21 protein-coding genes are annotated in these 26,491 nt (G+C 65.4%); 17 read left to right on the top strand and 4 right to left on the bottom strand.

Translation table 11 applies throughout. The annotated features are described in order from the left end of the window. Positions 1 to 327 precede the first annotated feature (327 nt). Together JN302_RS28205 and JN302_RS28200 are read right to left on the bottom strand one after the other, a co-directional pair. Positions 328 to 1,224: an alpha/beta fold hydrolase gene (locus JN302_RS28205; RefSeq protein ID WP_202307480.1), complete on the bottom strand. Its 897-nt coding sequence runs from the start codon at positions 1,222 to 1,224 to the stop codon at positions 328 to 330. A gap of 148 nt (positions 1,225 to 1,372) precedes the next feature. Continuing rightward, a complete protein-coding gene (locus tag JN302_RS28200; protein ID WP_446720770.1) occupies positions 1,373 to 3,454 on the bottom strand; it encodes a lytic transglycosylase domain-containing protein in 2,082 nt (693 codons plus the stop codon). 311 nt (positions 3,455 to 3,765) lie between these two features. Between JN302_RS28200 and JN302_RS28195 the strand changes: the two genes are divergently transcribed. From JN302_RS28195 to smpB, 4 genes are all read left to right on the top strand, one after another. Further along, the gene (locus JN302_RS28195; protein ID WP_202334472.1) at positions 3,766 to 4,689 is read left to right on the top strand and encodes a formylglycine-generating enzyme family protein; all 924 of its coding nucleotides are present in this window, start codon (positions 3,766 to 3,768) and stop codon (positions 4,687 to 4,689) included. 372 nt (positions 4,690 to 5,061) lie between these two features. After that, on the top strand, positions 5,062 to 7,020 hold the full coding sequence (locus JN302_RS28190) for a mechanosensitive ion channel family protein (protein ID WP_244845971.1): 1,959 nt from the start codon (positions 5,062 to 5,064) through the stop codon (positions 7,018 to 7,020). A 135-nt stretch (positions 7,021 to 7,155) separates the two neighbouring features. After that, the gene (gene dapA / locus JN302_RS28185) at positions 7,156 to 8,037 is read left to right on the top strand and encodes a 4-hydroxy-tetrahydrodipicolinate synthase (protein WP_202329915.1); all 882 of its coding nucleotides are present in this window, start codon (positions 7,156 to 7,158) and stop codon (positions 8,035 to 8,037) included. Positions 8,038 to 8,052: 15 nt separating this feature from the next. After that, entirely contained in the window at positions 8,053 to 8,529 is a 477-nt protein-coding gene (gene smpB, locus JN302_RS28180; RefSeq protein ID WP_202329914.1) for an SsrA-binding protein SmpB, read from the top strand. A 159-nt stretch (positions 8,530 to 8,688) separates the two neighbouring features. On the opposite strand, the gene JN302_RS28175 is transcribed toward smpB, so the two are convergent. Both JN302_RS28175 and JN302_RS28170 read right to left on the bottom strand, forming a co-directional pair. Beyond that, positions 8,689 to 9,360: a uracil-DNA glycosylase gene (locus tag JN302_RS28175; protein WP_202329913.1), complete on the bottom strand. Its 672-nt coding sequence runs from the start codon at positions 9,358 to 9,360 to the stop codon at positions 8,689 to 8,691. Next, entirely contained in the window at positions 9,360 to 9,938 is a 579-nt protein-coding gene (locus JN302_RS28170; protein ID WP_202307465.1) for a LabA-like NYN domain-containing protein, read from the bottom strand. Before JN302_RS28170 ends, JN302_RS28175 begins: the two co-directional genes overlap by 1 nt. 337 nt (positions 9,939 to 10,275) lie before the next feature. Between JN302_RS28170 and rpoZ the strand changes: the two genes are divergently transcribed. From rpoZ to JN302_RS28105, 13 genes are all read left to right on the top strand, one after another. Further along, positions 10,276 to 10,674: a DNA-directed RNA polymerase subunit omega gene (rpoZ, locus tag JN302_RS28165; RefSeq protein WP_202307464.1), complete on the top strand. Its 399-nt coding sequence runs from the start codon at positions 10,276 to 10,278 to the stop codon at positions 10,672 to 10,674. Positions 10,675 to 10,785: 111 nt separating this feature from the next. Beyond that, positions 10,786 to 13,017 carry a RelA/SpoT family protein gene (locus JN302_RS28160; RefSeq protein ID WP_202329912.1) on the top strand — a complete coding sequence of 744 codons (2,232 nt, stop codon included), beginning with the start codon at positions 10,786 to 10,788 and terminating at the stop codon, positions 13,015 to 13,017. 12 nt (positions 13,018 to 13,029) lie between these two features. After that, positions 13,030 to 13,608 (top strand): orotate phosphoribosyltransferase, encoded by a 579-nt coding sequence (gene pyrE, locus JN302_RS28155; RefSeq protein ID WP_202329911.1) that lies wholly within the window; start codon positions 13,030 to 13,032, stop codon positions 13,606 to 13,608. Between the two features lie 13 nt (positions 13,609 to 13,621). Then, complete coding sequence (acpS, locus tag JN302_RS28150) at positions 13,622 to 14,023, top strand: holo-ACP synthase (protein ID WP_202329910.1); 402 nt, start codon at positions 13,622 to 13,624, stop codon at positions 14,021 to 14,023. Positions 14,024 to 14,113: 90 nt separating this feature from the next. Then, positions 14,114 to 14,863, top strand: a complete 750-nt coding sequence (lepB, locus tag JN302_RS28145) for a signal peptidase I (RefSeq protein ID WP_202329909.1) — start codon at positions 14,114 to 14,116, stop codon at positions 14,861 to 14,863. Between the two features lie 13 nt (positions 14,864 to 14,876). Beyond that, positions 14,877 to 15,593 carry a ribonuclease III gene (rnc, locus tag JN302_RS28140; protein WP_202329908.1) on the top strand — a complete coding sequence of 239 codons (717 nt, stop codon included), beginning with the start codon at positions 14,877 to 14,879 and terminating at the stop codon, positions 15,591 to 15,593. Then, the gene (gene era / locus JN302_RS28135; protein ID WP_446720682.1) at positions 15,590 to 16,504 is read left to right on the top strand and encodes a GTPase Era; all 915 of its coding nucleotides are present in this window, start codon (positions 15,590 to 15,592) and stop codon (positions 16,502 to 16,504) included. Before rnc ends, era begins: the two co-directional genes overlap by 4 nt. Before the next feature lie 216 nt (positions 16,505 to 16,720). Further along, on the top strand, positions 16,721 to 17,998 hold the full coding sequence (locus JN302_RS28130; RefSeq protein WP_202307454.1) for a metallophosphoesterase family protein: 1,278 nt from the start codon (positions 16,721 to 16,723) through the stop codon (positions 17,996 to 17,998). Continuing rightward, the gene (locus tag JN302_RS28125; protein WP_202329907.1) at positions 17,998 to 21,513 is read left to right on the top strand and encodes a YhaN family protein; all 3,516 of its coding nucleotides are present in this window, start codon (positions 17,998 to 18,000) and stop codon (positions 21,511 to 21,513) included. Before JN302_RS28130 ends, JN302_RS28125 begins: the two co-directional genes overlap by 1 nt. A 134-nt stretch (positions 21,514 to 21,647) precedes the next feature. After that, entirely contained in the window at positions 21,648 to 22,166 is a 519-nt protein-coding gene (locus JN302_RS28120; RefSeq protein ID WP_274609234.1) for a DUF6398 domain-containing protein, read from the top strand. 179 nt (positions 22,167 to 22,345) lie between these two features. Next, positions 22,346 to 23,107, top strand: coding sequence for a DNA repair protein RecO (gene recO, locus JN302_RS28115; RefSeq protein WP_202307448.1), 762 nt, complete (start codon positions 22,346 to 22,348; stop codon positions 23,105 to 23,107). Next, positions 23,104 to 23,622, top strand: a complete 519-nt coding sequence (locus tag JN302_RS28110; RefSeq protein WP_202307446.1) for a PaaI family thioesterase — start codon at positions 23,104 to 23,106, stop codon at positions 23,620 to 23,622. Before recO ends, JN302_RS28110 begins: the two co-directional genes overlap by 4 nt. 24 nt (positions 23,623 to 23,646) lie before the next feature. Next, positions 23,647 to 26,370, top strand: a complete 2,724-nt coding sequence (locus JN302_RS28105; protein ID WP_202329906.1) for a DUF2339 domain-containing protein — start codon at positions 23,647 to 23,649, stop codon at positions 26,368 to 26,370. The last annotated feature ends 121 nt before the right edge of the window (positions 26,371 to 26,491 follow it).

Genomic DNA, 26,491 nt, shown 5'->3' with positions numbered 1-26,491 from the left:
CTACGGCGTGTTGTGTGAATCCGTTCACGGTACACGACAGAGTGGTTGAGGACACCTTGTTAGGGACGGCGCGCCACCCCCCTCTGTCCTGCCGGACAGCTCCCCCTCAAGGGGGGAGATTGGCTGGCCGCCTGTGTTTCGCCAATCACCTACGTTGCAGAACCCGGCGCCGTGATGGATGACGGCCAATCTCCCCCCTTGAGGGGGAGATGTCCGGCAGGACAGAGGGGGGTGCAGATGCGCCGCCCTACGTGACTTCCTCAACCATTCTGTCGTGCACTGTGGAATCCGTTTTCACGCGACACGCTGTAGGCGGGAAGCTCGGGCTCAGCCTGTCGCCTTCTTCTCGGCGCGGCTGAGAAACGACGCAATCCTGTCTGGCAGCCCGGCGGTTTCGAGAAGCGGCGCGTGGCCCTGTCCGGCGACTGTCACCGTTTCGATATCAGGGTGACGCCGGCCCATTTCTTCGAGCGTTTCGGCCGAAAGCAGCATCGAGTTGGCGCCTCGGATCGCCAGCATGGGGATCGCTGCGAGCCCGGCGAATTGCGGCCAGAAGGTCGGCAGGGGCTGGCCGAGGTCGACGCCGTTCAGGGTCTTGAGCAGGCCGGGATCGAAATCGGGGACGGGCACGCCGTCCTCGTCGCGATAGAAGGCTCGAACGAGTCTCTCCCAGTCTGCTTCCTCCAGGGCCGAAAAGCTCTGCCCCATCGCCATGCGCTGTATGGCGACGGCCTCGGTAAAGTCCCTGGGCTTGGGCGCGCGCTCCAGATAGGCGCGGATCTGCGCGAGTCCCGCACCCTCGACGGCCGGCCCGATGTCGTTGAGGACGGCGGCTTTCAACGCCGCCGGCCGTATCGCTGCCAGAACATGGATGATCAGCCCGCCACGAGAGGTGCCGATGAAGGCGCCGTGCGCGACGCCGAGTGCGGTCAGGCCCGCCAGGATATCCCCGGCCTCGACCATGACGTCATAGTTGCGCCAGTCACGGTCATTTTCCGAAAGGCCGCGACCTCGATAGTCGAAGGCGATGACGCGCCGAGGAGACTTGGGGTGATGCGCCAGAAACAGCGCCAGTTCATGGAAGTCGCGAGCGTTGCGGGTAAGGCCGGCGAGACAGATGACGGGAAGGGTACCGGGACTGGCCTCGCCATAGATGCGGGCATGGAGCCTCAGCCCGTCCTGAGACGAATAGTAGAAGTCCGAGAACCCGTCGGCCGCTTCCATGAAACACCTTCCCGTCGAAACGATTTTCGGACCGAACCTATCCGCAGCGGGCGCATATACGCAATGCGCCCGGCCTGACCCGGCCGGCCGGGGCAATCGATACGAAGCGGAAGGGGCGCTCGATCTGATCGGCGCACGGCGCCTCTCGTCAGCGGCCGCTTACGAGATCTGCGGCGATGTCGAAACGGCCGGAAAGGCGCTTCTTGTAGACCTGGTAGTTCTCCATCACGCGCTGCACATAACTGCGTGTCTCGGAAAACGGTATCCGTTCGATCCAGTCGACGACGGTATCGAGATCCTCGCCGCGGGGGTCTCCGTAACGGCTGATCCACTGCCGGGCACGGCGGGGACCGGCATTGTAGCCTGCGAAAGTCAGCACATAGGATCCCTTGAAACGGCCGAGCTGCTCGCCGAGGAACGCTGCTCCCAGCGTCGCATTGTAGCCGGCGTCCGTGGTGAGGCGGGATTGAGAGAAGGGCAGGCCGTTGCGCTTGGCGATATCCCTGGCGGTGCCGGGCATGAGCTGGAGCAGGCCACGCGCACCGGCTCGTGAGACGGCGCCGACATTGAACTCGCTCTCCTGCCGCGCCACCGCATAGGCGAGCGCCTTTCCCGCGCTCGATATGTCGGCCGTCGCAGGTATGACGCCGACGGGGTGCGACAGGGCGCCGATGTCGAGGCCGCGCGCGATCGCGATCTTGGCCACGCGGAGTCCGAGGAAATGATTGTCGCGCTTCTCGGCCATCGCCGCCAGCAGCGCCAGTTCGCCCGGGCTCGTCAACTGTTCGGCGAGGTCGCGATAGAGGATCTCCGCGCGCGCCGCATGGCCCGCCTGTTCCAGCCGCCGGATGGCGTGGACGGCTTCACGCCGCGCGAAGTCCTGCCCCTCCGTGACCGACGGCTGCGGATGGCCTATGGCTATCGCCGCGCGTCCGATCCGTTGTGCGGCAAGCTGGCCGTAGAAACATGTGCCGTAGACGGCCGCTTTCTCGAAATAGCCTTCGGCGTCGCCCGGCCCGCCCGCCTCGGCGGCTCGGCCCAGCCAGTAATAGGCACGCGACAGCGAGATCGGACCGCTGGCGATCTCCGCGATGCGAGCGAAATGCACGGCCGCGGTCTTGGGATCGCCGAGATAGCGCAACGCATACCATCCGGCATGGAACTCGGCCTCGGCAGCATTGACGGGGCTCTTTGCCGAATGTTCCGCGGCCACCTTGTAGGCGCTTTCCGGAGCGCCGGCGTCGATCAGCTCACGCGACAGCACTCGCCGTTCCGTCCACCAGGCGTCGGGGTCGATCAGCGTGCCACCGTCGCGCGGCGCCAGGGACATGATCGCGGCGGCTTCGGAGAATTTTTCCGCGCGACGCAGATACCTTGTCCGGGCAAAGAGGTAGCCGGCCGACCTCTGCGCGGCAGGGACGGCTTCGAGCAGCTTGCCGGCATTGCCGTCGCCACGATTGACCGCGCTCCAGGCTTTCCACAAGGGGAATGCGCCGGCGAGTGCCGCGACCCGCCCCGCCGCGGCGGCGCGCTCGAGGTAAAGCATCTTCTCCATGCGCTCGCGGTGATCGGCGGTCGGCAGGAGCGTACCGAATTCGGCGATGATGGCCGCCTCGTCCCTGGCTTCGAGCCTCTCCGTCCGCCAGAACGGGGAAAGCGCGGCGAGGGCCTTGTCCCGGTCGCCCCGCGCGATGTAGGCGCGGGCGAGCAGGATCGTGCCTTCGGGGGTGAGGGGCGGGGCGGCGCCGAGGCCCAGGATCACTGCGATGGGCGAGGGCTGTTCCCGGAACATGGCGCGCTCGCCGTTCCGGCGCAGTGTCGCGAGGCCTGGCCAGCCGGGCAACTCACGGATGGCCTCGGCGATCTCGGCGCTCGGCACCGTGTCGTTGCCGCTCAGCGCAATCGCCCAGGTGATGATATGACGGTCGAGCGACCGTTCCGGAAGGCTGTCGCGAACGGCGCGGGCCCGGCCGATGTCCTTGGCGGACAGTGCGTCGAGGCCGTCCTTCAGGCTGTCGACGCTATCGGAATGGACTTCGCCGTCGGCCACGAAGCCGCCGGCGCGGACGGATGTGGTCGTACCTCCATCGATCTCGCCTGCCTGAGGTCGAGGCTGGGGCAGTGGCGGGGATACGGGGCCGGGATCGGCCTGGGTAGATCCCGCCGCCAACGCGACAAACGCTGCCGCGACCACGCTGCAAACCGATTTCCCTTGCCCCATGGAGGCCATCAATCCCTTGTCCTCAAAGGATACAGAAAGGTGTGGATCGGCGGAAGCCTGCTCCGGCATTCAGTAGACCGCAAACGAACCGTGAGCATGGATGGTCGCCTGCAAAGATGATCCGGGCATGACGTCGCTTTGCCGGTTGTTCTCCTGCCTTCGGGTCGCCTATCATCGAAGCGCGGCTGTGATCGGACGGGGGCTCCGCGGGACGAAGCGCCGCCGAGGACAGGCCGAATGCCAGGTGGAGCATTGAGATGAATGAGCCAAGGATGGGCCGAACCGGGGATGGAGACGCTGTTTCCGCCTGCCCGCCAGGGATGGCGTACATTCCAGGCGGCACTTTTCGCATGGGGTCCGACCATCACTACAAGGAAGAGGCGCCCACGCACCGTGTGTCGGTCGACGGCTTCTTCATCGACAGGACGCCGGTGACAAACCGGCAGTTCAAGGAATTCGTCAAGGCAACCGGCCATGTCACGGTTGCGGAACAGGTGCCCGACGCGAAGGATTATCCGGGCGCCCTGCCGCATATGCTCTATGCCGGCTCGCTGGTTTTCCAGAAGGCCTCGGGACCGGTCGACCTGAGAGACTGGGGCCGGTGGTGGGCCTTCGTGGAAGGGGCCAACTGGCGGCATCCGCTGGGCGCCCGAAGCGGGTTGTTCAAGAAGGAGAACCACCCGGTCGTCCATGTCGCTTATGCCGACGCACTGGCTTACGCCAGATGGGCGGGCAAGGACCTGCCGACGGAGGCCGAATGGGAATATGCCGCGCAGGGCGGCCTGGAGGACTGCGAATATGCCTGGGGTGACGAACTCACGCCTGGGGGCAGGCATATGGCCAACACCTGGCAGGGAGAGTTTCCCCATGAGAACCTCCTTGGCGACGGTTTCGAACGGACTTCGCCCGTCGGCACCTATCCCGCCAACGGCTACGGTCTCCACGACATGATCGGCAATGTCTGGGAATGGACCTGCGACTGGTGGTCGGACCGGCATCCGGCCGACGAGGCCAAGGCCTGCTGCGTACCGCAGAACCCGCGGGGTGGACCCGAGGCGGAAAGTTACGACCCCAACCTGCCGGCGATCCGCATTCCGCGCAAGGTGCTGAAGGGAGGGTCGCATCTGTGCGCTCCCAACTATTGCCGGCGATACCGCCCCGCGGCGCGCCATGCCGAGCCGGTCGACACCTCGACCAGCCATGTCGGCTTCCGTTGCGTCGTGCGGACGGCCGCGAAGCCATGATCGTTGCATTGACCTCGCGGAAGTGTCGTGAAGAGGCCGGGCAAGTTTGCTTCTGGCGGATCGTGCTCGTCAGGGAAGGGTAGCGGGACCCCCGCAGCGAAGCAGCAGCGACGGCGTGAGCGAAGGGCCCATGGCGACCTGCGGCGGTACGCTTGGCAAGCCGTGAAACGGCGCTATGAATAAGCGGGGACGACGGTGAAGGGGCTTGTCGTGAAGAGGTGCGCAGTGGTTTTGGGGTCGAGATTGCTTTCCCGGGCAGCCATACTGACGGCATGCCTTTCGTTCCTGGCGATGGTGCTGGCCGCCCCGGTTTCGGCACAGACGTCCCAGGCTCCGGTGCCTGCTGCGCCCCCGGAGAAGGTGGAGCAACTCATGAAGCTCCTCGACGACCCCGAGGTGAAGTCCTGGCTCGCGACGAAGTCCGTGCCGGCTGGCGAAAGCCGGGAACAGGCGGCAGCCGCCGAGATCGCGAGTTGGGAAGACGCAATCCGCCACCACCTTCTGGGGTTGCGCGGAGCTGTTCCGCTCCTGCCCGGCGATGCCGCCAATGCGGTGCAAACGCTGAGGACGGAGATCAACGGCCACGGCTTCGCAACGATAGTTCTTCTGTTCGGCGCGCTGTTGGCGCTCGGCTTCGGGGCGGAGTGGCTGTTCCGGCGAGCGATCGCGGCCCGTCGCGATACCGGCAGTCATGAGGAGGCACGCAGCGGCGCATTCCGCCTGCTCTCGGAACTGATGCCGGTGGCGGTGTTCTCCATCGTCAGCGCCGGTGCCTTCCTCGTCTTCCAGTGGCCGGCCCTGTTGCGCGTCATCATCCTCACCTATCTGGTGGCATTCATCGTCGTGCGTGCCGTGATCGCGATCGCCCGGACGGTGCTCGCTCCCGAGCGCGCCGTGGCGCCGGGGGAAAGTGCCGAGCCGCGCATGATCGCGATCGGCGATGCCGCAGCGCGGTTCTGGTATTGGCGTGTGGCTATCTTCATCGGTTACCTGATGGCGGGCTGGGCCACGGTGAGCCTGCTGCCGCGCCTGAAATTCCCTTATTACGACGTGGCCCTCATCGCCTATGTGCTGGGAGCAGGGCTGCTGGCGCTTGCGATCGAAATCGTCTGGAGACGGCCCAGATCCGATACGTCGTCCGAGCCCTCGGTCGTGGTGAATTGGCTTCTGACGGGCTACCTCGTCGTCCTGTGGGGGCTGTGGATCGCCGGCATGAACGGAGCGCTGTGGGTCGGCATCTACGCCCTGGTGCTGCCGAAAGCGATGTCGATTGCCGGCCAGGTCGCGCAGGCACTGGCAGCGACGGAGGAGGATCCACATGCGGTCCGGACGGTTCTGATCGTCCGCGGAGCTCGAGCGCTGGTTGTGGTCGCGGCGGTGTTGTGGCTCAGCCGGATGCTGCAGCTCAACCCCGGAACGTTGGCGCAAGACAACGCGGTTGCCAGCCAGATCATGCGAGGCGTGCTTCGCGGCGTCGTCATCCTGCTTGGCGCGGACCTGCTCTGGCATCTGGCGAAGGCCTATATCAATCGCAGCCTTGAGGTCGCATCGGGCAGCGATCCGGTCGGCGCGGCCGAGGCCGCGCGGCGCGGGCGTATGCGCACCCTGTTGCCGATCTTCCGCAACGCATTGGCAGTCCTGATCGCCGTGGTGGCGGTGCTGATGGTGCTGTCCGAATTCGGCGTGCAGATCGGGCCGCTGATCGCGGGCGCGGGCATCTTCGGCGTCGCGATCGGGTTCGGCTCTCAGACCCTGGTCAAGGACATCATGAGCGGCATCTTCTATATGCTCGACGACGCGTTTCGCGTCGGCGAATACATACAGAGCGGCAGCTACAAGGGAACGGTGGAGTCGTTCAGCCTGCGCTCGGTCCGCCTGCGCCATCACCGGGGACCGGTCTTCACCGTGCCGTTCGGCGAACTGGGTGCGGTTCAGAATATGAGCCGCGACTGGGTGATCGAGAAGATGACGATCGGCGTCAGCTACGATTCCGACATCGATCTGGCCCGCAAGCTCATCAAGAAGGTTGGTCAGGAACTGGCGCAGGAACCCGAGTTCGCCGAAGGCACGATCGAGCCGCTCAAGATGCAGGGCATCGACAGTTTCGGCGATTTCGCCATCGTGCTGCGGATGAAGCTCATGACGAAGCCCGGCGCGCAGTATGGCATCAAACGCAAGGCGCTCATGATGATCAAGAAAGCCTTCGACGAGAACGGCATCAAGATTCCGATGCCCACGGTCCAGGTTTCCGGCGGCGACGAGGCAGCCGCGGCGGCGGGCGAGACCTTGCGCAAGCGCCAGGCCGGCAAGGCAGCGGCCCCGGCGGCCTGACGACGCGAGACGACGCGAAGCTGGTCTTGCCGCGGCGTAGCCTCAGGACTATGGTGCGCGGCCCCGTTTTCAGCTAGAAGGGCGCCCAGATCCGGGCGGCTTGCGACCGGAGGTTTTCCAGGGAGTTCGACGAAAATGCTGAGAGGCTCGATGACTGCGCTCGTGACACCGTTCCGCAAGGACGGAAGTCTCGACGACAAAGCCTTTCGCAGCCTCGTCGAATGGCAGATCTCCGAGGGCACCAGCGGGCTGGTGCCCGTCGGCACGACCGGCGAGTCGCCCACACTTACCCATGACGAACACCGCCAGGTCGTAAGAGCTTGCGTCGAGGTCGCCAGGGGCAAGGTGCCAGTCGTCGCAGGGGCCGGCTCGAACAACACGGCCGAGGCGGTCGGGCTCGTGAAATATGCCGAAGAGGTCGGCGCGGACGCAGTGCTGGTCGTCACGCCCTACTACAACAGGCCGACGCAGCGTGGCCTCTACGAGCATTTCGCCGCTGTCGCCAGGGCGACCTCGTTGCCGATCATCATCTACAATATCCCGCCGCGCTCGGTGATCGACATGATGCCTGAAACGATGGGCCGGCTCGCCAACGACTTCAAGAACATCGTCGGCGTGAAGGACGCGACCGGCAAGATCGAGCGCGTGTCGGAGCAGCGTATCACCTGCGGCAAGGATTTCGTCCAACTCTCCGGAGAGGATGCGTCGGCGCTCGGCTTCAACGCGCATGGCGGCCAGGGCGCGATTTCGGTCACGTCCAATGTCGCGCCGCGCCTTTGCGCCGAGTTCCAGGCGGCGACCCTCGCCGGCCATAGGGACAAAGCGATCGAATTGCAGGACCGGTTGATGCCGCTGCACAAGGCGCTGTTCATCGAGCCCGGCGTCTCCGGGGCGAAATATGCGCTATCCCGGCTCGGCAAGATCGAGAATGTGGTGCGCTCGCCGCTGGTGACGGTGGAGGAGGGCACCGCCGAGCGTATCGACGCAGCCATGCGCCACGCCGGGCTGCTCAACTGAAGCCTGTTCCTGCAGATGAACCAAAAGAAGAACGATCCGAACAACCGGACTGTAGCCGAGAACCGCAAGGCGCGGTTCTCCTTTGAGGTCGTCGACACGGTCGAGGCCGGGCTCGTGCTCACCGGCACCGAAGTGAAGTCGCTGCGCCAGGGGCAGGCCAACATCCAGGAATCCTACGCTTCCGTCGAAGACGGCGAGATCTGGCTGATCAACTCTTATCTGCCGGAGTATCTGCAGGGCAATCGGTTCAATCACGAACCACGGCGCCGCCGCAAGCTGCTCTTGAACAAGCGCGAAATGGCGCGGCTTGCCCAGAGCGTCGAGCGCGAGGGCATGACGATGGTGCCCCTGAAGATCTATTTCAACGATCGCGGCCGCGCCAAGCTGCTGCTCGCCATCGCACGCGGCAAGAAACTGCACGACAAGCGCGAGAGCGAGAAGCAGCGCGACTGGGCGCGCGAGAAAGGCCGTCTGCTCAGAGCGCGCGGATAGAGGGGCAGCGCGTTCGACCGCTCCGTCGGCCGCCAGAGCGGGTCGGCGCGGCACAGGAATGCGTGCAGCCGGCCGGCGGATTTGTCCGGGCCCGCACTGAATCGTCCCGCCGGCCGATGGCGCACGCCAAGCTTGGGCCGGACGTGGCGAAAGACCCGGCTACTCGCTCAGGAAGTCGGATATCTCTTTGAAAACGTTGACGAACATCTCTTCCGTGAGCACGCCGGTGTTGGTGTTGTAGCGCGAGCAGTGATAGCTGGAGAACAGCGTCACCCGTCCTATCTGCCTGTGTCCGCCATGCTTGAAAGGATGTGCGGCAACGCGTTCGCCGAGCGACCGGACGACCGATTGGTGGGCGATCGCTCCGAGGGCCAGAATGGCTTCCAGCCGCGGGAAGCGTTCGATCGTCGGAATGAGGAACGAACGGCAGGTTGCGATCTCTTCGCCTGTCGGCTTGTTGCCGGGCGGTACACAGCGCACCGCATTGGTGATCGCGGTGCCGACCAGTTCGAGACCGTCATCGGGCCTTGCGGCGTACTGCCCCCTGGCGAAGCCGAAACGCGTCAGCGTCTGATAGAGCAGGTCGCCGGCATAGTCGCCGGTGAACGGTCGTCCACTGCGGTTTGCGCCGCGAAGGCCGGGCCCGAGGCCGACGACGAGCAGCCGCACGTCGGTTTCGCCGGCCGGCGGCATGAAGGTCGGCACCGGCGCATTGAACCATGTCGGCTCCTTCACGCGCCATTCGGCGATGAAGTCATGGAGCCGGGGACAAAGCGGGCAGTCGCGATCGGGCTCGGCCAAGCCGGCCGGCGCCAAGGGGGCGCGCAACATCAGAGATCGTCGTCGCTTTCGACAGGCTCCTGCCGTCTCACCGGCCTTTCGGACGGATCCCGGCCGACTTCGCTCTTCAGCGCCATCAGGTCGATGAAATGATCGGCCTGGCGGCGCAGATCGTCGGAGATCATCGGCGGCTGGGAGGCCATGGTCGAGACGATGCTTACCTTGCGGCCTCGACGCTGCAGCGCATCGACCAGGGTGCGGAAGTCGCCGTCGCCGGAGAAGATGACATAGTGGTCGACGACATCGGCGAGCTCGAGCGCATCGATGGTCAGCTCGATGTCCATGTTGCCTTTGATCTTCCGCCGTCCCGTGGAGTCCGTGAACTCCTTCGCCGGCTTGGTCACCACCTTGTAGCCGTTGTAGTCGAGCCAGTCGATCAGGGGCCGGATCGAGGAGTATTCCTGGTCCTCGATGAGGGCAGTGTAATAATATGCGCGCAACAGGTAGCCGCGTTTCTGGAAGCTGCCGAGCAGCTTGCGATAGTCGATGTCGAAGCCCAGGGCACGAGACGTGGCATAGAGATTGGCGCCGTCTATGAAGAGCGCAATCTTCTCACGAGGATCGAACATGTCGAAAATTCCTTTGTCGAAATAACGGTAGCGGCAAACGTTCGAACTTACAAAGGATCGGCATGAACAGGCCGCCGATCCCATCATCTGGAATTAGCGTCCAAACAATGCCATTCCAAGTGCTTGCAAGGGACAAGGCAAAAAAATGTGATCGAAGGGAGAGGGGCGCGCAATTGTGCGTGGGGGCCGCCGGTAGCTCTCTGATGCGGGATCGCAACCCTGGTACCGGCCGGGTCGCTGGGCGAGCGCTGGGCGCCTGTGCGCTTGTGTTTCCCCGCCTTTCGCGGTATGGACCGGCCAGTTTTCCAAGAACATCCAGGAATGAAAGGGGCAGTTCATGGCCCGCGTAACTGTTGAGGATTGCATCGACAAGGTCGACAACCGCTTCGAGCTCGTCCTGCTCGCCGGGCACCGCGCCCGTCAGATCAGCCAGGGCGCGCCGATCACCGTCGACCGCGACAACGACAAGAACCCGGTCGTGGCCCTGCGCGAGATCGCCGACGAGACGCTTTCGCCGGGCGACCTCAAGGAGGATCTGATCCACTCGCTGCAGAAGCATGTCGAAGTCGACGAGCCCGAGGCCGACGCCCAGGAGGCGATCGATCAGGCGGCCGCTTCGAATGCCGCCGATGCCGACCGCGAAGAGGACACGATCGCTTTCGACCGCATGAGCGAAGAGGATCTTCTCGCCGGCATCGAGGGTCTCGTGCCGCCGGAAAAAAGCGACGACTACTGATCGGCGATCGCGCCGCGGCACCTTTCGCGGCGGCCGTTTCGTGGCTATCTATGGCATGCGCCGGGCGCAACGCGCGGCGCATGATTCATTTTCAGGCACCGGATCAGCACCATGATGCGTCAGTATGAGCTTGTCGAGCGCGTGCAGCGCTACAAGCCCGACGTGAACGAGGCGCTGCTCAACAAAGCCTACGTCTATGCCATGCAGAAGCATGGCCACCAGAAACGGGCGTCTGGCGATCCCTATTTCTCGCATCCGCTCGAAGTGGCAGCGATCCTGACCGAGATGCACATGGACGAGGCGACCATCGCGGTGGCGCTGCTCCATGACACGATCGAGGACACGACCGCCACGCGCCAGGAGATCGACGAGTTGTTCGGGCCCGATCTCGGCAAACTGGTCGAGGGTCTGACCAAGCTCAAGAAGCTCGACCTCGTCTCCAAGAAGGCCGAGCAGGCCGAGAACCTGCGCAAGCTCCTGCTGGCGATCTCGGAAGACGTGCGGGTGCTGCTCGTCAAGCTGGCCGACCGGCTCCACAACATGCGCACCCTCGACCATATGCGCGAGGACAAGAAGCTGCGCATCGCCGAGGAGACGATGGAGATCTATGCGCCGCTGGCGGGCCGCATGGGCATGCAGGACATGCGCGAGGAACTCGAGGAACTCGCCTTCCGCACCATCAATCCCGAGGCACACCGCACGGTGACCGAACGGCTGAAGGACGTGCTCGATCGCAACCGCACCGTCATCGACGACATCGAGAAGGCGCTGTCGGGACTGTTCGAGAAATATGCGATCAAGGCCGAGGTGAAGAGCCGGCAGAAGAAGCCGTGGTCGGTGTTCCGCAAGATGGAGACCAAGGCGCTGTCCTTCGAGCAGCTTTCCGACATCTTCGGCTTCCGGGTCATCGTCGACACGGTCGAGGACTGCTACCGCGCGCTGGGCGCCATCCACACGGCATGGTCGATGGTTCCGGGACGTTTCAAGGACTATATCTCGACGCCCAAGCAGAACGACTACCGGTCGATCCACACGACCATCGTCGGCCCGTCGCGGCAGCGTGTCGAGTTGCAGATCCGCACGAAGGCGATGAACCGCGTCGCCGAGTATGGCGTGGCAGCCCATTCGGTCTACAAGGATAGCGCCGGCAAGGCCAACGGCGCGGGTGCGCCGATCTCCAAGGACACCAATGCCTATGCCTGGCTGCGTCGCACGATCGAGCAACTGTCCGAGGGCGACAGCCCCGAGGACTTCCTGGAGAACACCAAACTCGAACTGTTCCAGGACCAGGTGTTCTGCTTCACGCCGAAGGGCATGCTGATCGCCCTGCCGCGCGGCGCTACGCCGATCGATTTCGCCTATGCCGTCCATACAGATGTCGGCGACACCTGTGTCGGTGCCAAGGTGAACGGCCGCATCATGCCGCTGATGACCGAACTGAAGAACGGCGACGAGGTCGAGATCATCCGCTCCAAGGCGCAGGTGCCGCCGGCCGCATGGGAATCGATCGTCGTCACCGGCAAGGCGCGCGCCGCGATCCGCCGCGCGACCAAGAACGCCATCCGCAAGCAGTATTCGGGGCTCGGTGTCCGTATCCTCGAGCGTGCCTTCGAGCGCGCCGGCAAGGCTTTCTCCAAGGACAAGCTGAAGCCCGTTCTGCACCGACTGGCGCGCAAGGACATCGAGGACGTCCTGGCTGCCGTCGGTCGCGGCGAACTCGCCTCCACCGACGTCATGAAGGCGGTCTATCCCGACTATAAGGACGAGCGGATCACCCAGACGCTGCCCAAGCCGCGCGAGGAGGGGTGGTACAATTTGCGCAACGCGGCCGGCATGCTTTTCCAGATTCCGAGCCGGGCCTCGAAGAAGCAGAAGAAGGCAGCCGGTCCCGACGGCGCGGTGCCGATTCGGGGGGTGCGCGGCGATCTGCCTGTTCGCTTCGCGCCGGAAGGGGCCGTGCCCGGCGACCGCATCGTCGGCATCATGCAGCCGGGATCAGGCATAACGGTCTATCCGATCCAGTCGCCGTCACTGACCGCCTTCGACGACCAGCCCGAACGCTGGATCGATGTGCGCTGGGACATAGACGAGACGACGCGGGAGCGTTTTCCCGCGCGGATATCGGTGACCGCCATCAACGCGCCGGGATCGCTGGCCGAAATCGCCCAGGTGGTTGCGGCCAACGACGCCAACATCCATACGCTGTCGATGGTGCGAACCGCGCCCGATTTCACCGAGATGCTGATCGACCTCGAAGTCTGGGACCTGAAGCATCTCAACAGGCTGATTTCGCAGCTCAAGGAAAATTCGATCGTCAGCGACGCCAAGCGCGTCAACGGCTGAGAAGGGGACAGGATGACGACAGACGAAGTGCTCGAGATCTTTCGCGAGGCAGGCGCCGTGCTGGAGGGGCACTTCATCCTGACCTCGGGCCTGCGCAGCCCCGTGTTCCTGCAGAAGGCGCGAGTCTTCATGCATGCGGACAAGACCGAAAAGCTATGTCGGGCGCTAGCGGCGAAGATCAGCCAAAAGGTCGCCGGCCCCATCGACTATGTCGTCGGACCGGCGATCGGGGGCCTCATTCCTGCCTATGAGACATCCCGGCATCTCGGCGTTCCGGCGATCTGGGTCGAGCGCGAGGGCGGCGTGTTCCGGCTGCGGCGTTTCGACATCGCCAAGGGCGCACGCGTCGTCATCGTCGAGGACATCGTGACGACAGGCCTGTCGATCCGCGAGACGATCGATTGTCTTCGCGAGCTCGGAGCCGAGGTGCCGGCGGCGGCCTGTATCATCGACCGGTCCGCCGGCAAGGCCGATATCGGCGTGCCGCTGATCGCGCTTGCCGAATATGAAGTGCCGGCCTATCCGGCCGACCGGCTGCCGCCCGAACTGGCGAAGATCCCGCCGGTGAAGCCGGGCAGCCGCAACATATGACGGGCCGTCCCGAATGATCATCGGCATAGGCAGCGACCTGATCGACATCCGCCGCATCGAGAAGTCGCTGGAACGTCACGGGGAGCGTTTCATCGCGCGCATCTACACCGAGGTCGAGCGTGCGCGTTCGGAAGGCCGCAAGCAGCGCGCGGCCTCCTATGCGAAGCGCTTCGCCGCCAAGGAGGCCTGCGCCAAGGCGTTGGGCACCGGTATGGCCGGCGGCGTGTTCTGGCGTGACATGGGGGTGGTGAACCAGCCCGGCGGCAAGCCGACGATGCGCCTGACGAACGGCGCGGCGGCTCGGCTGGAGAAGATGCTGCCGCCGGGTTCGCGACCGGTCATCCATCTGACCATAACGGATGACTACCCGCTCGCTCAGGCATTTGTGATCATCGAGGCGCTGCGCGTCGAATAACCGCCACGGTTGGGGCGCTTCTGGGCGCGCGCCCACCGTTGCCCGCGGGCGCGCAAGCCGATAAGACGGACCGACCGAATTGAGGACGACATGAGCGTGGCAGAAAAATCCCAGAAGAAATCCGGCGGGCTTGGGGAAACCGTAAGCGTCATCGTCCAGGCGCTGCTGCTGGCCCTGGTCATCCGCACGCTCCTGTTCCAGCCCTTCTCGATCCCGTCGGGGTCGATGCGCCCGACCTTGCTCGAAGGCGACTATCTGTTCGTCACCAAATGGGCTTACGGCTATTCGCGCTATTCGCTGCCGTTCTCGCCGAACCTGTTCTCGGGGCGGATCTGGGACAGCGCGCCCGAGCGCGGCGACGTCGTCGTCTTCAAGTTCCCGCCGAACCCTTCGCTCGACTACATCAAGCGTGTGGTCGGCCTGCCGGGCGATCGCATCCAGATGAAGGACGGCCAGCTGTTCATCAACGATGTCGCCGTGCCGCGCGTGAAGGTCGGCCAGATCGACAATCCTGATGTCACCGAGGTCGACCGTCCGGTCGACGTCTATCGCGAGACGCTGCCCAACGGGGTCACCTACGACACGCTCGATCTGACGCCGAACTCGATCGGCGACAACACGCGCGAGTTCGTGGTGCCGCCGGGCCACTACTTCATGATGGGCGACAATCGCGACAATTCGACCGACAGCCGTTTCACAGTGGGCTACGTGCCCGAGGACAATCTCGTCGGACGCGCAAACATCATCTTCTTCTCCATCGCCGACGGCGCGAGCCCGTTGGAGGTCTGGCGTTGGCCGAGTTCGCTGCGCCTGTCGCGCCTGTTCACATCGGTGCATTGATCAAGGCGGCACCATGGCCACGAAAAAGCTGACCGGTGAAGCCCTGGCCCGAGCGCTGGCCGGGCCGACCGGTCATCTGTTCCAGGATTTCGACCGGCTTCGGCGAGCCCTGACCCATGCCAGCGCGCGCCACAGCAAGGGCGTCGATTATGAGCGCATGGAGTTCCTGGGCGACCGGGTGCTCGGCCTCGTCATCGCCGACTTCGTTTTCGGCACGTTTCCGGACGCACCCGAGGGCGAGCTGTCGCTGCGCCTCAATGCGCTGGTCAATGCCGACACGCTGGCCGAGATTGCCGACGAGATCGGCCTCACCGATTTGATCCATACCGGAAGCGAGATCCGCAGGCTCGCGGGCAGCAAGCGCGTCAACATCCGTGCCGACGCGCTGGAGGCGCTGATCGCCGCGATCTATCTCGAAGGCGGGCTGGAAGCTGCGAAGCGCTTCATCCTGCGCTATTGGGAGCCGCGTTCGCGCTCGGCCGTGGCGGCCCGGCGCGACCCCAAGACCGAACTTCAGGAATGGGCCCATCAGGTGTCCGGCGAACCTCCTGTCTACACGATCGAGGGGCGGGAAGGTCCCGACCACGACCCTGTCTTCACCATCAGCGTGTGCGTCGGGAGCTATGAGCCGGCGGTCGCCACGGGACGTTCCAAGCGCGAGGCCGAGCAGGCCGCTGCGGCCGCAGTGCTGGTCCGCGAGGGCGTCTGGAGCGTGGGAGAGGACGCATGAGCGAGACATCGGACGAACGGCCGACACGTTCGGGCTTCGTGGCGCTGATCGGCGCGCCCAATGCCGGCAAATCGACGCTGGTCAATCAACTGGTCGGCGCGAAAGTATCGATCGTCACCCACAAGGTGCAGACGACGCGCGCCATCGTGCGCGGGATCGCAACCCACGACCGGACCCAGATCGTCTTCGTCGACACCCCAGGCATCTTCCGCCCGCGCCGCCGGCTCGACAAGGCCATGGTCACCACGGCCTGGGGCGGTGCGAAGGATGCCGATCTCGTGCTGGTGCTGATCGATGCCGAGCGCGGCATCAAGGGTGACGCCGAAGCGATGCTGGAAAGCCTAGCAGATGTTGGCCAGCCGAAGATTCTGATCCTCAACAAGGTGGACCGCGTCAAGCCGGAGGCGTTGCTCAAGCTGACATCGGACGCCAACCAGCGGGTCGCCTTCGAGCGCACTTTCATGATCTCGGCACTGACCGGATCGGGCTGCCGGGATCTGCTCGACTTCCTGGCGGCGAGACTTCCGGAGGGCCCCTGGTTCTATCCCGAGGACCAGATTTCCGACCTGCCGATGCGGCAGCTCGCGGCGGAGATCACCCGCGAGAAGCTCTATCTGCGCCTCCATCAGGAATTGCCCTACTCCTCCCATGTCGAGACCGAGAAATGGGAGGAGAAGAAAGACGGCTCGGTTCGCATCGAGCAGGTCATCTATGTCGAGCGAGACAGCCAGAAGAAGATCGTGCTCGGCCACAAGGGCGAGACGATCCGCGCCATCGGCGAGGCCGCGCGCAAGGAGATCGGCGAAATCCTGGAGCAAAAGGTGCATCTCTTCCTGTTCGTGAAGGTGCGCGAGAACTGGGGAGACGATCCCGAACGCTATCGCGAGATGGGGCTCGAATTCCCGCACTGACCATCATCAGGCGCCCCTGGCACGCCCGAGACGCGGCCGTTACATCATTTAGCTGGGACTATTGGCCTCGCCGCCGTGGCGAGCCTTGCCGCCGCCACACGAATCAGTCTTGTCGGTAGACGTCTGTCCTTGTGCCGCGGCTCGCGCCGCCTTCGGAGCACCTCCGGCCGACGCGCTAGCCGGCGGACAGGGTTCAGGACCGCTGGAAGGAAGCCGATGGTCTACAGATTCGTGCATGCCGCCGACATCCATCTGGATTCGCCGCTGAAATCCCTGGCGTTGCGTGATCCCGACCTCGCCGGGCTGGTCGGCGACGCGACACGGCGTGCGCTGGTCAACATTGTCGATCTCTGCATCGAGGAACAGGTCGACGCGCTGCTTCTGGCGGGCGATCTCTATGACGGCGACCAGACCTCGATGAAGACGGCCCGTTTCCTCGCAGACCAGATTCGCCGGCTGCACGTGGCGGGCATTGAGGTCTATGTGATCCGCGGCAATCACGACGCGATCTCCCGCATCACAAGGGAACTGATGTTTCCCGAAAGCGTGAAGGTCTTCGGAGGCCGCGCCGACGTCATCGAGGTCGAACGGCCGGGCGGCAGCTTTCCCGTCGCCATCCATGGGCTGAGCTTCGCGCAGTCGCATGCGCCGGAAAGCCTGCTTGGCAAATACAGGTCGCCTGTCGAGGGCGCGGTGAATATCGGGCTGATGCATACGAGCCTCGGCGGCGCGTCGGGCCATGACCGCTATGCTCCCTGCAGCGCGGGCGATCTCGGCGCTGCTGGCTTCCACTACTGGGCGTTGGGTCATATCCATAAGCGGTCCGTGACGGAGGGTGCCTGCGCTATCGTCATGCCCGGCATGCCCCAGGGCCGCGATATCGGTGAGGCTGGCCCCAAATCCGTCACGCTGGTCACGGTCGGCGACGACCGCTCGATCAGTCTGGAGGAGCGGCTCACCAGCGTTGCCGAGTTCGATCGCATCGAGGTCGACGTGAGCGGGGCAGAGGACTGGCGCGGCGTCGTCCTGGCGATCGAGAAGAAGCTGGCGACCGTCCGCGAGCGTGCTCGCTCCCAGCATCTGGTGGCCCGGCTGTCGGTCTCCGGGGCGACGCCGCTTGCATGGCGCATCCGGCGTGACGCCGACATGCTCAAGGCCGAAGCCGATGACAGGGCCTCGGGCATAGGCAGGACCTGGATCGAGAAACTCGACATCGCCTGCACCATGCCGGAAAGCGGTGCGGTCCAGCCCGGCGATCCGCTCACCGAACTTGACCGCCTGATCGCCGAAGAAATCATGGTCGACCCGGCATATGAGGCCGCCCTGATCGAGATCGCGGAAGAATTGCGCGGGCAGTTGCCGGCGGAATGCCGCGACATGTTCGGTGACGACGAGGCGACGTTCCGGGGTGTGCTCGCCGAACTCGGCAGGGAAGGCGCAGAGGAAGTTCTGGCGCGCCTGCGACCCGCAGGCGAGGAAAAAGTCCAAGCCTGATGCGGCTTTCCCGCCTCGATCTGACGCGTTACGGCAAGTTCACCGATCTCGGCATCGACTTCGGGCCGACCGAGGCCGGGCGGCCGGACCTTCACGTTATCTACGGGCCGAACGAGGCCGGCAAGTCCACAACCTTCGCTGCCTATCTCGACCTGCTGTTCGGCATCGATCAGCGAACCCGCTATGCTTTCCTCCATCCCTATCAGAGCATGCGGGTCGGCGGCTTGCTGGAACTGGATGGCGGCGCCAGGCAACTGGTCCGCATCAAACGGCCGCTGAACAGTCTTCTCGATGGCAACGAGCAGCCTGTCCCGGAGGCCACGGTGCTCGGCGGTCTGGGGGGCGTGGATCGCGAATCCTATCGCACCATGTTTTCGCTCGACGATCATTCGCTGGAGGCGGGCGGCGAGAGCATCCTGGCCAGCAAGGGCGATCTCGGACAACTCCTGTTCTCCGCCAGTGCGGGGCTTGCGCATCTCAGCCAGTCGCTCGCCCGGATCCGGGCTGAAGCGGACGGCTTCTACCGATACCGGGCGCGAAGCGGCGAACTGACCGAGTTGAAGACGCGGCTCGCAGCACTCAGACAGGAGCGCGAGACGGTCGACACACTGGCAAGCGAATATGGCAGGCTCATCGAGCAGCGGGCCGCGGCGGAGGCGCTTTACGAGGCGTCCCTGCGTGACCGCGCCGCGGTTCAGTCGCGCATGGACGAGGTGGCGCGGCACATCCGGATTCTGCCGCGCCTGGCCGAGTTTCGCCAGCGTCGCGGCGAGATCGCGACGCTCGACGGATTGCCCCAGCCACCACGCCACTGGAATGCCGATCTGCCGGCCCTTCAAAAAGCCGAGATCGAGTTGGGAGCCAGAGGCGAGGCAGTGTCGGCCGAGATCGAGGCCCTTTCCCGGGAGATCGGTGCAATCGTCGTCGACGAGGCCGCGCGCACCCTGACCGTCCGCCTGGGGCCCCTCGGCGACATGCGTGCGCGCTACGTCACCGCGGAAAAGGACTTGCCCGACCGTCGGCTGCGGCTGTCGGAGTTGGAGCGTCGCATCGCGGCGATCGTCAGGAGCCTGCACAAGGAGGGGGAGCCTCCGGCGTCGCTGGTGCTCGACGCCCGCGCGCTCGGGACGCTGCGGCATCTGGTCGAGAGGCGCTCGGGAATCGACGCCGCGCTTGCCGTCGCGCGGAGCGAACACGCAAGAGCCGAGGCGGCCTATGCTGAAGCCGCGAGCCGTGCGACCGACGCGGGCATCGATCTCGATCCGGGCGGCGGCGACGGCGCGCCGGCGGCCGCCCTGGCCGGCGCTCTGGCCGCGATGCGGGCGAGTGACCATCCTGCGCGTCGGCGGCTGGCCGAGCGGGCCCGGGCGACGCACGCCGATACGCTGGCGGAGCGCATCGCGGCGCTCGGGCGCTGGACCGGGGATCTCGATACTCTCATGCGCATGGCGGTGCCGCGACCGTCGTTGATCGAGACCTGGGCGACGCGGCTCGATGAGGCCGCGCGCGACGGAGCGACGCTCGACAAGGAAATCCAGCGCCTGCGGTCGGAAGAGCGGCGCCTGAGGGGCGAGTTGGACGCGGCAGGCAGGACATCGGGCGTGGTCACCGACCAGGAGGCCGCCGTTGCGCGCGCCGCGCGCGAAGAGGCCTGGGCGATCCATCGCGGCGCCCTCGACAAGGCGACGGCGGACGCCTTCGAGGTCGTGCTGCGCCAGGACGACCTCGTCACCAATGCTCGCCTCGGCAGGGCCGGCGAGGTCGAAAGGCTCAATCAGGCTGCGAGGTCACTGCTGCTCATCGAAGCTGCCCTGGCGGAAAAGCTGGAGGCAAAGGCCCACGCCGAAACGGAGCTTCACGCCGCGAGGGCGGAGATGGCGGCGGCGATGAAGGAGATGTCGCCAGGCTTGCCGAATGACATCGGCCTGCAGGATCTCAAAGATTGGCTGCAGCGGCGCGAGCAGGTGATCGAGGTTGCGCGCCTGTCGAGGCAAGCCGAAAGGGACGTTCGGGAGGCAGAGGAGGACGGCAAGGCACTGGCGGGACAGCTTGTCTTCGCGCTGGCGTCGGCCGGCGTCCGGCACGCGCCAGACGCATCGATCGACATGCTGATGGCGGCGGCGCAGTCGGCTCTCGACGGGCGTGCTGAGCATTCCGCCGTCGCAAAGCGCATCGTCGAGCTGAAGTCCGATCTGGACCTGCGTGCCAGGGCCCTGGCCGAGGCGAGGGCCGCGGAAGCGGATTGGCACGCGGACCTGGCCGTGGCCTGCGCCGGCACCTGGCTCGCCGGTGCGATGCCTGACGTCGCCGGTCTGCGCGAGATTCTTGAACGTCTCGGCGAGCTCGAAGCGATCCTACGTGACCGCGAGGGGCTCGCCGACCGCATCGCCAAGATGGAGCAGGATCAGACCTGTTTTGCCGAGGAACTGCGAGCGCTCGCGGTGCGTGTCGGGCTGAAGCCGGACGCTGCGCCGATCGACCTCTACCGGGACCTGGTTTCCAGGGTCGAGCAGGCGAAGTCCGATGCGGAACTGCTGGCCGACAGGCGAACACGCCTGGATGACGCGGCTCGGCGGAAGGCCGGGATCGAGGCCGCGGCCACGACGAATGCGCGGCTCGGGGGCGAGATGACGGCACTGTTCGGCGTCGAGACGCTGGGCGAGGTCGCCGAAGCACTGGCGGCCGTCGATCGGAGGGCCGAATTGCGGCTTCAGGCCGAAAGGCTCGAGCGCGAGGTGCTCGAAGTGACGGGGGCGCCGTCCATCGAAGCGGCGCAGGCCTTGCTCCAAGACGCCGACCGGTCGGCGCTCGAACGGGAGTTTATCGAGCTGAAGGCGCGCTTCGACGATCTCGACCAGAGCAGTCGCGAATTGTTTATCGCCTATCGCAAGGCTGCCGAGCGCGTGGAAACGGTCGGAGGCGACGACGCCGTAGCACGGATAGAGCAGCAAAGGCGGCTGGTGTTGCTGGAGATCGAGGAAAAAGCGAGGGCCTATTTCCGGTTGCGTGCGGGCGCGGCGGCGGCCGAGACGGCGTTGCGGACCTACCGCGAGCGGCATCGCAGCGCCATGATGGCACGCGCATCGGCAGCCTTCGCCACCATCAGCCGCGGCGCCTATGACGGCTTGGCCACCCAGCCGGACAGGGACAGCGAGATCCTGATCGCAAAGGCCGCCGACGGGACCTCCAAGGTGGCTTCGGACCTGTCGCGGGGAACCCGCTTCCAGCTCTACCTGGCCCTGCGCGTCGCCGGCTATCTGGAATACGCGGCCTCGCGTCGCCCTGTGCCCTTTGTCGCAGACGACATCATGGAGACCTTCGACGATTTCCGCGCCGAGGAGGCCTTCCGGCTGTTCGGCGAGATGGCCTCGGTCGGACAGGTCATCTACCTCACCCATCATCAGCATCTGTGCGCCATCGCTCAGCGCGTATGCCCCGGCGCGCGGATCCACGAATTGCCGGCAAGCGCCGCTAGAGCGCCGCGCGTCCATTTGGACGCGCAAAGGGCGCTCTAGCAGTGCTCGACCAATCGGTTGCCAGCTCGACGATACCCCTCATGACAACAATTCTGTAACCGTCCACAGAAAGCTTCTTCTGCAAGTGCCCGCCACTCTGGTCAGAGCCAACCCGCCTGCCCATACTTCCAGGCATGAGCAAATCGGCCTCCTCCATCTCGGTCCCCAAGAGCATCCGGCCGCGCTACGACGAGATCGTCGCCCTGACCGACGCATTTTGCCAAACACATCTCAACGATGAATATGCCGGCTTGGCCCGCCGCATGGCCGCTGCCTTATCCCGCAAGCGGCCGAGCCCGCTCGCCTCGGGCCAACCCCGCACTTGGGCCTGCGGCATCCTGCACGCCCTCGGCCAGATCAATTTCCTCTCCGATCCCGCAACGAAGCCTCACATGCCAATGGCCGGCATCTGCTCCGCCTTCGGTGTCGGTCAAAGCACGGCAAGCGCCAAGGCCGCCGCCATTCGAAAAGCCATCAATGCCTATAGCTTCGACCCAAACTGGTCGCTCCAGAGCCTCACCGACCAAAATCCCTTGCTCTGGATGCTCGATATCAACGGTTTCGTCGTCGACATCCGCAATGCGCCCCAGGAAATCCAACAGCTCGCCTTGGCCAACGGCCTCATCCCCTACCTCCCGCACGACAAGTCGTAGAGGCCCAGACATTCCAATCGCTCTCATAGGCCTGCCGTGTCTAAGTCCAACAGGCTGCTAGCACTATGAATCTACGCATCGTGCTTTCCGAAGATCGAGCACGATTTTCGGGCCGATGCGGTAGGGCAGCCGTGCCCCGTCCCTTGATTTTGGGGGCCGGGCGGTGAAAGGCTTGTTCCATGGAATGGCGCGACGAGGGAATCATACTCGGCACTCGCAAGCACGGCGAGACGAGCGTGATTCTGGAAGTGATGACCCGCGTGCACGGCCGTCATCTCGGCGTGGTCCGGGGCGGGCGCTCGCGCCGGCAGCAACCGGTGCTGCAGGCCGGCAACCGTGTCGACCTTCTTTGGCGCGCGCGACTCGACGAGCATCTCGGCACCTTCCAGGCGGAGGGCATCGAATTGAATGCGGCGCGCCTGTTCGACAGCGCCACCGCCGTCTACGGCCTTCAGACATTGGCCGCGCATCTGCGGCTGCTGCCGGAACGCGATCCGCATCAGAGCCTCTACGAAACCTTGACGCTGATGCTCGACCATCTCGACGATCCCGCGGCAGCGGGCGAACTCGTGGTGCGCTTCGAACTGCTGATCCTAGACGAACTCGGTTTCGGCCTCGACCTTTCGTGCTGCGCCGCGACGGGCGCGACGGAAGACCTGATCTACGTCTCACCGAAATCGGGCCGCGCCGTCTCGAAGTCGGCGGGTGATCCGTGGCGCGGCAGGATGCTGCCGCTGCCGGCCTTTCTGCGGCGCGGCTCGGGCCTGCGCGCCGGGCCGGCCGAAATTGACGATGCGTTCCGACTGACCGGCTTCTTCCTGACGCGCCATGTCTACGAACCGCGCGGAATGGGCGAGCCGGAAGCCCGTGTCGGCTTCATTGCCGCCCTGCGCAAGAATCTCGCCGGAAAGTCGGCGCCAAATGGAGAATCCGCTGCATGACCGAAGTCGAGCTTTTCCCGGGATATGTGTCGCGTCTCGGCATCGGCACGATCCCGCACGAAGACCTTGCCTATTATACCGGCCTGGAACTGCTGCAGCGCCTCATCGACGGTAAATATCCGGCTCCCAGCATCAATGCACGGCTGAACTTCGCGCTATGCGACGTTTCCGAGGGAAAGGCCGTTTTCCGCGGCCTGCCGAGCGAGCGTCACCTCAATCCGCTGGGCGGGGTGCATGGTGGCTGGGCTGCGACAATCCTCGATTCGGCGCTCGCCTGCAGCGTCCAGACGTTGCTCGACAAGGGTGAGGCCTATACGACGGCGGAATTCAAGGTGAATCTGACGCGTCCGATCACTCCGAAAACGGGCGAAGTGGTGTGTGAGGGCAGGGTGATCCACAAGGGCCGGACGCTCGCGGTCTCGGAGGCGTCCTTGAAGGACAGCAACGGCAAGCTGCTGGCCTTCGGTACGGAAACCTGCTCCATCTTCCCGGCGGCCAATCTGGCTGCCCGGTGACGATCGGTCCGGCGGGGGTAGCGTATGGAACTCGGCATAATCTCCCTGGTGGCGGTGATCGTGCTGTTCGCCGTGGTCGTGCGCCAACAGAAGCGCATCACGGTGCTCGAGTTCGATCTCGAAGGCCTGCGCAAGGCGTTCCTCGCCAACCGCGAAGCTATGTTGAGGATGGCTCCGCCGGCAACGGAGGCGGCGTCCGCCGAGCCAGCCACGGCCCTGCCGGACGACGCCACGAAGGAGGCGATGACGGCCATGTCCGAGGCCGCGCCAGGTGAACGGGAAAAGCTTGGGCAAGTCGAAGCGGCAGATGCCCAGGCGCCCGCGGAACCTGGCCCGTGGTCCAGACCGCACGGCGAGCAACTGGAGGCCGTGCCCGCGGCCGCGGCGAAGAAGCCCGACATCGAGACCGCGCTCGGCACGCGCTGGGCGGTGTGGGTCGGTGGCCTGGCGTTGGCACTCGGCGGCATCTTCCTGGTCCGTTATTCGATCGAGGCCGGCATCTTCGGACCCGGCGTGCGCCTGACCATGGCGGCCCTCTTCGGCCTGATCCTCGTCGGCGGCGGGGAGTTCATTCGCCGCACCGGATTCCGCTTGCCGGCGGAGGGACTGCAGAGCGCGTATGTGCCGGCGATCCTGACTGCGGCCGGGGCTTTCACCTTGTTCGGCACGGTATATGCCGCGCACGGCATATACGGCTTCATCGGCCCCGGCTCCGCCTTCGTCCTGCTCGGACTGATCGGCGTCGGTACGATCGCGGCGGCGCTGGTTCACGGCCAGGCGCTGGGAGGCGTCGGTCTCGTCGGCTCGTATCTCACGCCGCTGCTTGTCGCGTCGGAGGCGCCCAACCATTGGGCGCTGTTCGGCTTCCTCGCCATTGTTCTTGTCGCATCGGGCGTCATCGCCCGGCTGCGGGACTGGGCGCCGCTGATGACGGCTGCCTTCGCCGGCTCCGGGCTCTGGAGCCTGCTCTATCTCGCGAGCTTCGCGGAAACCGACCTCACGATCCTGCTCTTCATCGGTGCGGTGACACTCGGCGTGCTGGTCTTCATCTGGCTGCGCGGCCGCGCCGTGGCTTCGCCGCACGGCTTCGATATCCCGTCGATCGCCCCTGCGGTATTCGTCGGGCTTACCGCCCTGGCGCTCGCGGTCGATCCGCGTCTCAGCGATGTCGGCGGCATGGCGGTCGCCACGGTCCTGATCGCAGGCCTGCTCGGCGTCGCCTGCTATCGCCGCCTGGCGATCCCCGCATTGTTCGGCGCGGGGGCGGCTGCCGCGCTTGCCTATGCCTATGTCGGCCTCGGCGGGCGCTTCCTTGTCGAATTCTCGTCAGGCTCGATCGCATTCGAGGGGACATCTCCGGCACCGTTTGGCGCGACCGCCGTCCGCTATGGCATCATGCTGGCGCTTGTCTTCGTCGCCGCCGGCCTGTGGGGCGCCTGGCGATTCGCAGGCGCCGCTCGCATCCGTGCGGTCGCCTGGGCCGGCTGGGGTGTCGCCGTGCCGCTCGCGGTCCTCGCCGCCACCTGGATCGCCTTCGGCAATCTCGATCAGGATTATTCATTCGCCGGCTCGGCGCTGCTGCTCGCTGCGGTCCTGGTGGCTGGCGCCGAATGGGTGGCACGCGCCGAAAGGCCTCCCCTCGCGGGTGGTCCGGCGGTTTCGGTCCTGCTCAGCGGTGCGGGCGCTGCAACGCTTCTCATGTTCCACATGGCGCTCGGCGGCGGCTGGACGACGCTGGCGCTGGGCGTGGTCGCTGCAGTACCTGCCTATGCCACGCGGTTCAGGTCCTATCCTGTGCTGGGCTGGCTGAGTGTCGCCACAGCGGTGGCCGTGCTCGGCCGCATGGCCTTCGACCCGACTATCGTCGGCGAGGAATTCCTCGGCACGACGCCGGTCTTCAACCGGTTGCTGCCCGGTTATGGCGTTCCTGCTCTCGGCGCAGCCTATGCGGCATGGCAGTTGGCGCGGACGACGAATGGCCGACCGCGGTTGGCGATGGAAGGCTTCGCCTCGCTCTTCGCCATGCTTGGGGTCGCCATGCTCGTACGTCATGCCATGAATGGCGGCGTCATCGATGCCGGCGCTCCGATGCTCGCCGAACAGTCGATCTACACGCTGATCGCCATCGGCGGCGGCGCCATACTCATCTCGCTCGACCTGCGTTCGCCGAGCCCGGTCTTCCGCTACGGTTCCCTGGCGCTCGGCGTGCTGTCGGTCGCCTCCATCGTGCTCCAGCATTTCGCCAATCTGAATCCGGTCTATACGGACGAATCGACCGGCGGCATTCCGATCGTCAACCTGCTCCTCCTCGGCTATCTCCTGCCCTGTCTGGCCACGGCCGCGCTCGCCTGGCTGGCGCGGGGCAAGCGGCCGCATTGGTACGTGGCGATGCTGGCCGTGGTCGCGGCCATGCTCGGCTTCGCCTACGCGACGCTGTCGGTGCGCCGTCTCTTCCACGGCGAGTTCATCGGCCTGTGGAAAGGCTTCACCCAGCTCGAAACCTATTCCTATTCGGCCCTGTGGCTGGCGATGGGCGTCGTCCTGCTCGCGGCGGGTGTGCGACTGGGCTCGCAGGCGCTTCGCATCGCGTCGGCCGGGCTGGTCGTGATTGCCGTGGCAAAGGTTTTCCTGCTCGACATGTCGGAACTTGAGGGCGTGCTGCGGGCACTTTCCTTCATCGGGCTTGGGGCCGTGCTCATCGGCATCGGCCTCTTCTATCAGCGCATGCTGGCCGCGGCTGCGAAATAAGCCTCGGGAGCGGTGCGGGTCGCAATGTTGGCGCAACCCGTGCCCGCGAATTTGCGCGGGCCTCGGCCCCGAGCGCACCCCAAGCCGCGCTGCCCGGCGCGGCACGGCACCGAGGCGCCGC

It is taken from the genome of Mesorhizobium sp. L-8-3, assembly GCF_016756615.1.
Lineage (GTDB): Bacteria > Pseudomonadota > Alphaproteobacteria > Rhizobiales > Rhizobiaceae.
The sequence above is the reverse complement of the archived record's forward strand: the minus strand, read 5'-3'. Positions and strand labels throughout refer to the sequence as shown.

Excerpts from the sequence above, each read along its gene's own strand:
- lepB (WP_202329909.1), top strand. The coding sequence starts at position 14,114 with ATGAGCGTGGCAGAAAAATCCCAGAAGAAATCCGGCGGGCTTGGGGAA.
- pyrE (WP_202329911.1), top strand. The coding sequence starts at position 13,030 with ATGACGACAGACGAAGTGCTCGAGATCTTTCGCGAGGCAGGCGCCGTG.
- JN302_RS28105 (WP_202329906.1), top strand. The coding sequence starts at position 23,647 with ATGGAACTCGGCATAATCTCCCTGGTGGCGGTGATCGTGCTGTTCGCC.
- rpoZ (WP_202307464.1), top strand. The coding sequence starts at position 10,276 with ATGGCCCGCGTAACTGTTGAGGATTGCATCGACAAGGTCGACAACCGC.
- JN302_RS28160 (WP_202329912.1), top strand. The coding sequence starts at position 10,786 with ATGATGCGTCAGTATGAGCTTGTCGAGCGCGTGCAGCGCTACAAGCCC.
- JN302_RS28175 (WP_202329913.1), bottom strand. The coding sequence starts at position 9,360 with ATGTTGCGCGCCCCCTTGGCGCCGGCCGGCTTGGCCGAGCCCGATCGC.
- era (WP_446720682.1), top strand. The coding sequence starts at position 15,590 with ATGAGCGAGACATCGGACGAACGGCCGACACGTTCGGGCTTCGTGGCG.
- dapA (WP_202329915.1), top strand. The coding sequence starts at position 7,156 with ATGCTGAGAGGCTCGATGACTGCGCTCGTGACACCGTTCCGCAAGGAC.
- JN302_RS28205 (WP_202307480.1), bottom strand. The coding sequence starts at position 1,224 with ATGGAAGCGGCCGACGGGTTCTCGGACTTCTACTATTCGTCTCAGGAC.
- JN302_RS28125 (WP_202329907.1), top strand. The coding sequence starts at position 17,998 with ATGCGGCTTTCCCGCCTCGATCTGACGCGTTACGGCAAGTTCACCGAT.
- JN302_RS28190 (WP_244845971.1), top strand. The coding sequence starts at position 5,062 with ATGAAGCTCCTCGACGACCCCGAGGTGAAGTCCTGGCTCGCGACGAAG.
- JN302_RS28195 (WP_202334472.1), top strand. The coding sequence starts at position 3,766 with ATGGCGTACATTCCAGGCGGCACTTTTCGCATGGGGTCCGACCATCAC.
- JN302_RS28130 (WP_202307454.1), top strand. The coding sequence starts at position 16,721 with ATGGTCTACAGATTCGTGCATGCCGCCGACATCCATCTGGATTCGCCG.
- JN302_RS28120 (WP_274609234.1), top strand. The coding sequence starts at position 21,648 with ATGAGCAAATCGGCCTCCTCCATCTCGGTCCCCAAGAGCATCCGGCCG.
- rnc (WP_202329908.1), top strand. The coding sequence starts at position 14,877 with ATGGCCACGAAAAAGCTGACCGGTGAAGCCCTGGCCCGAGCGCTGGCC.
- JN302_RS28200 (WP_446720770.1), bottom strand. The coding sequence starts at position 3,454 with ATGGCCTCCATGGGGCAAGGGAAATCGGTTTGCAGCGTGGTCGCGGCA.
- JN302_RS28170 (WP_202307465.1), bottom strand. The coding sequence starts at position 9,938 with ATGTTCGATCCTCGTGAGAAGATTGCGCTCTTCATAGACGGCGCCAAT.
- JN302_RS28110 (WP_202307446.1), top strand. The coding sequence starts at position 23,104 with ATGACCGAAGTCGAGCTTTTCCCGGGATATGTGTCGCGTCTCGGCATC.
- acpS (WP_202329910.1), top strand. The coding sequence starts at position 13,622 with ATGATCATCGGCATAGGCAGCGACCTGATCGACATCCGCCGCATCGAG.
- recO (WP_202307448.1), top strand. The coding sequence starts at position 22,346 with ATGGAATGGCGCGACGAGGGAATCATACTCGGCACTCGCAAGCACGGC.
- smpB (WP_202329914.1), top strand. The coding sequence starts at position 8,053 with ATGAACCAAAAGAAGAACGATCCGAACAACCGGACTGTAGCCGAGAAC.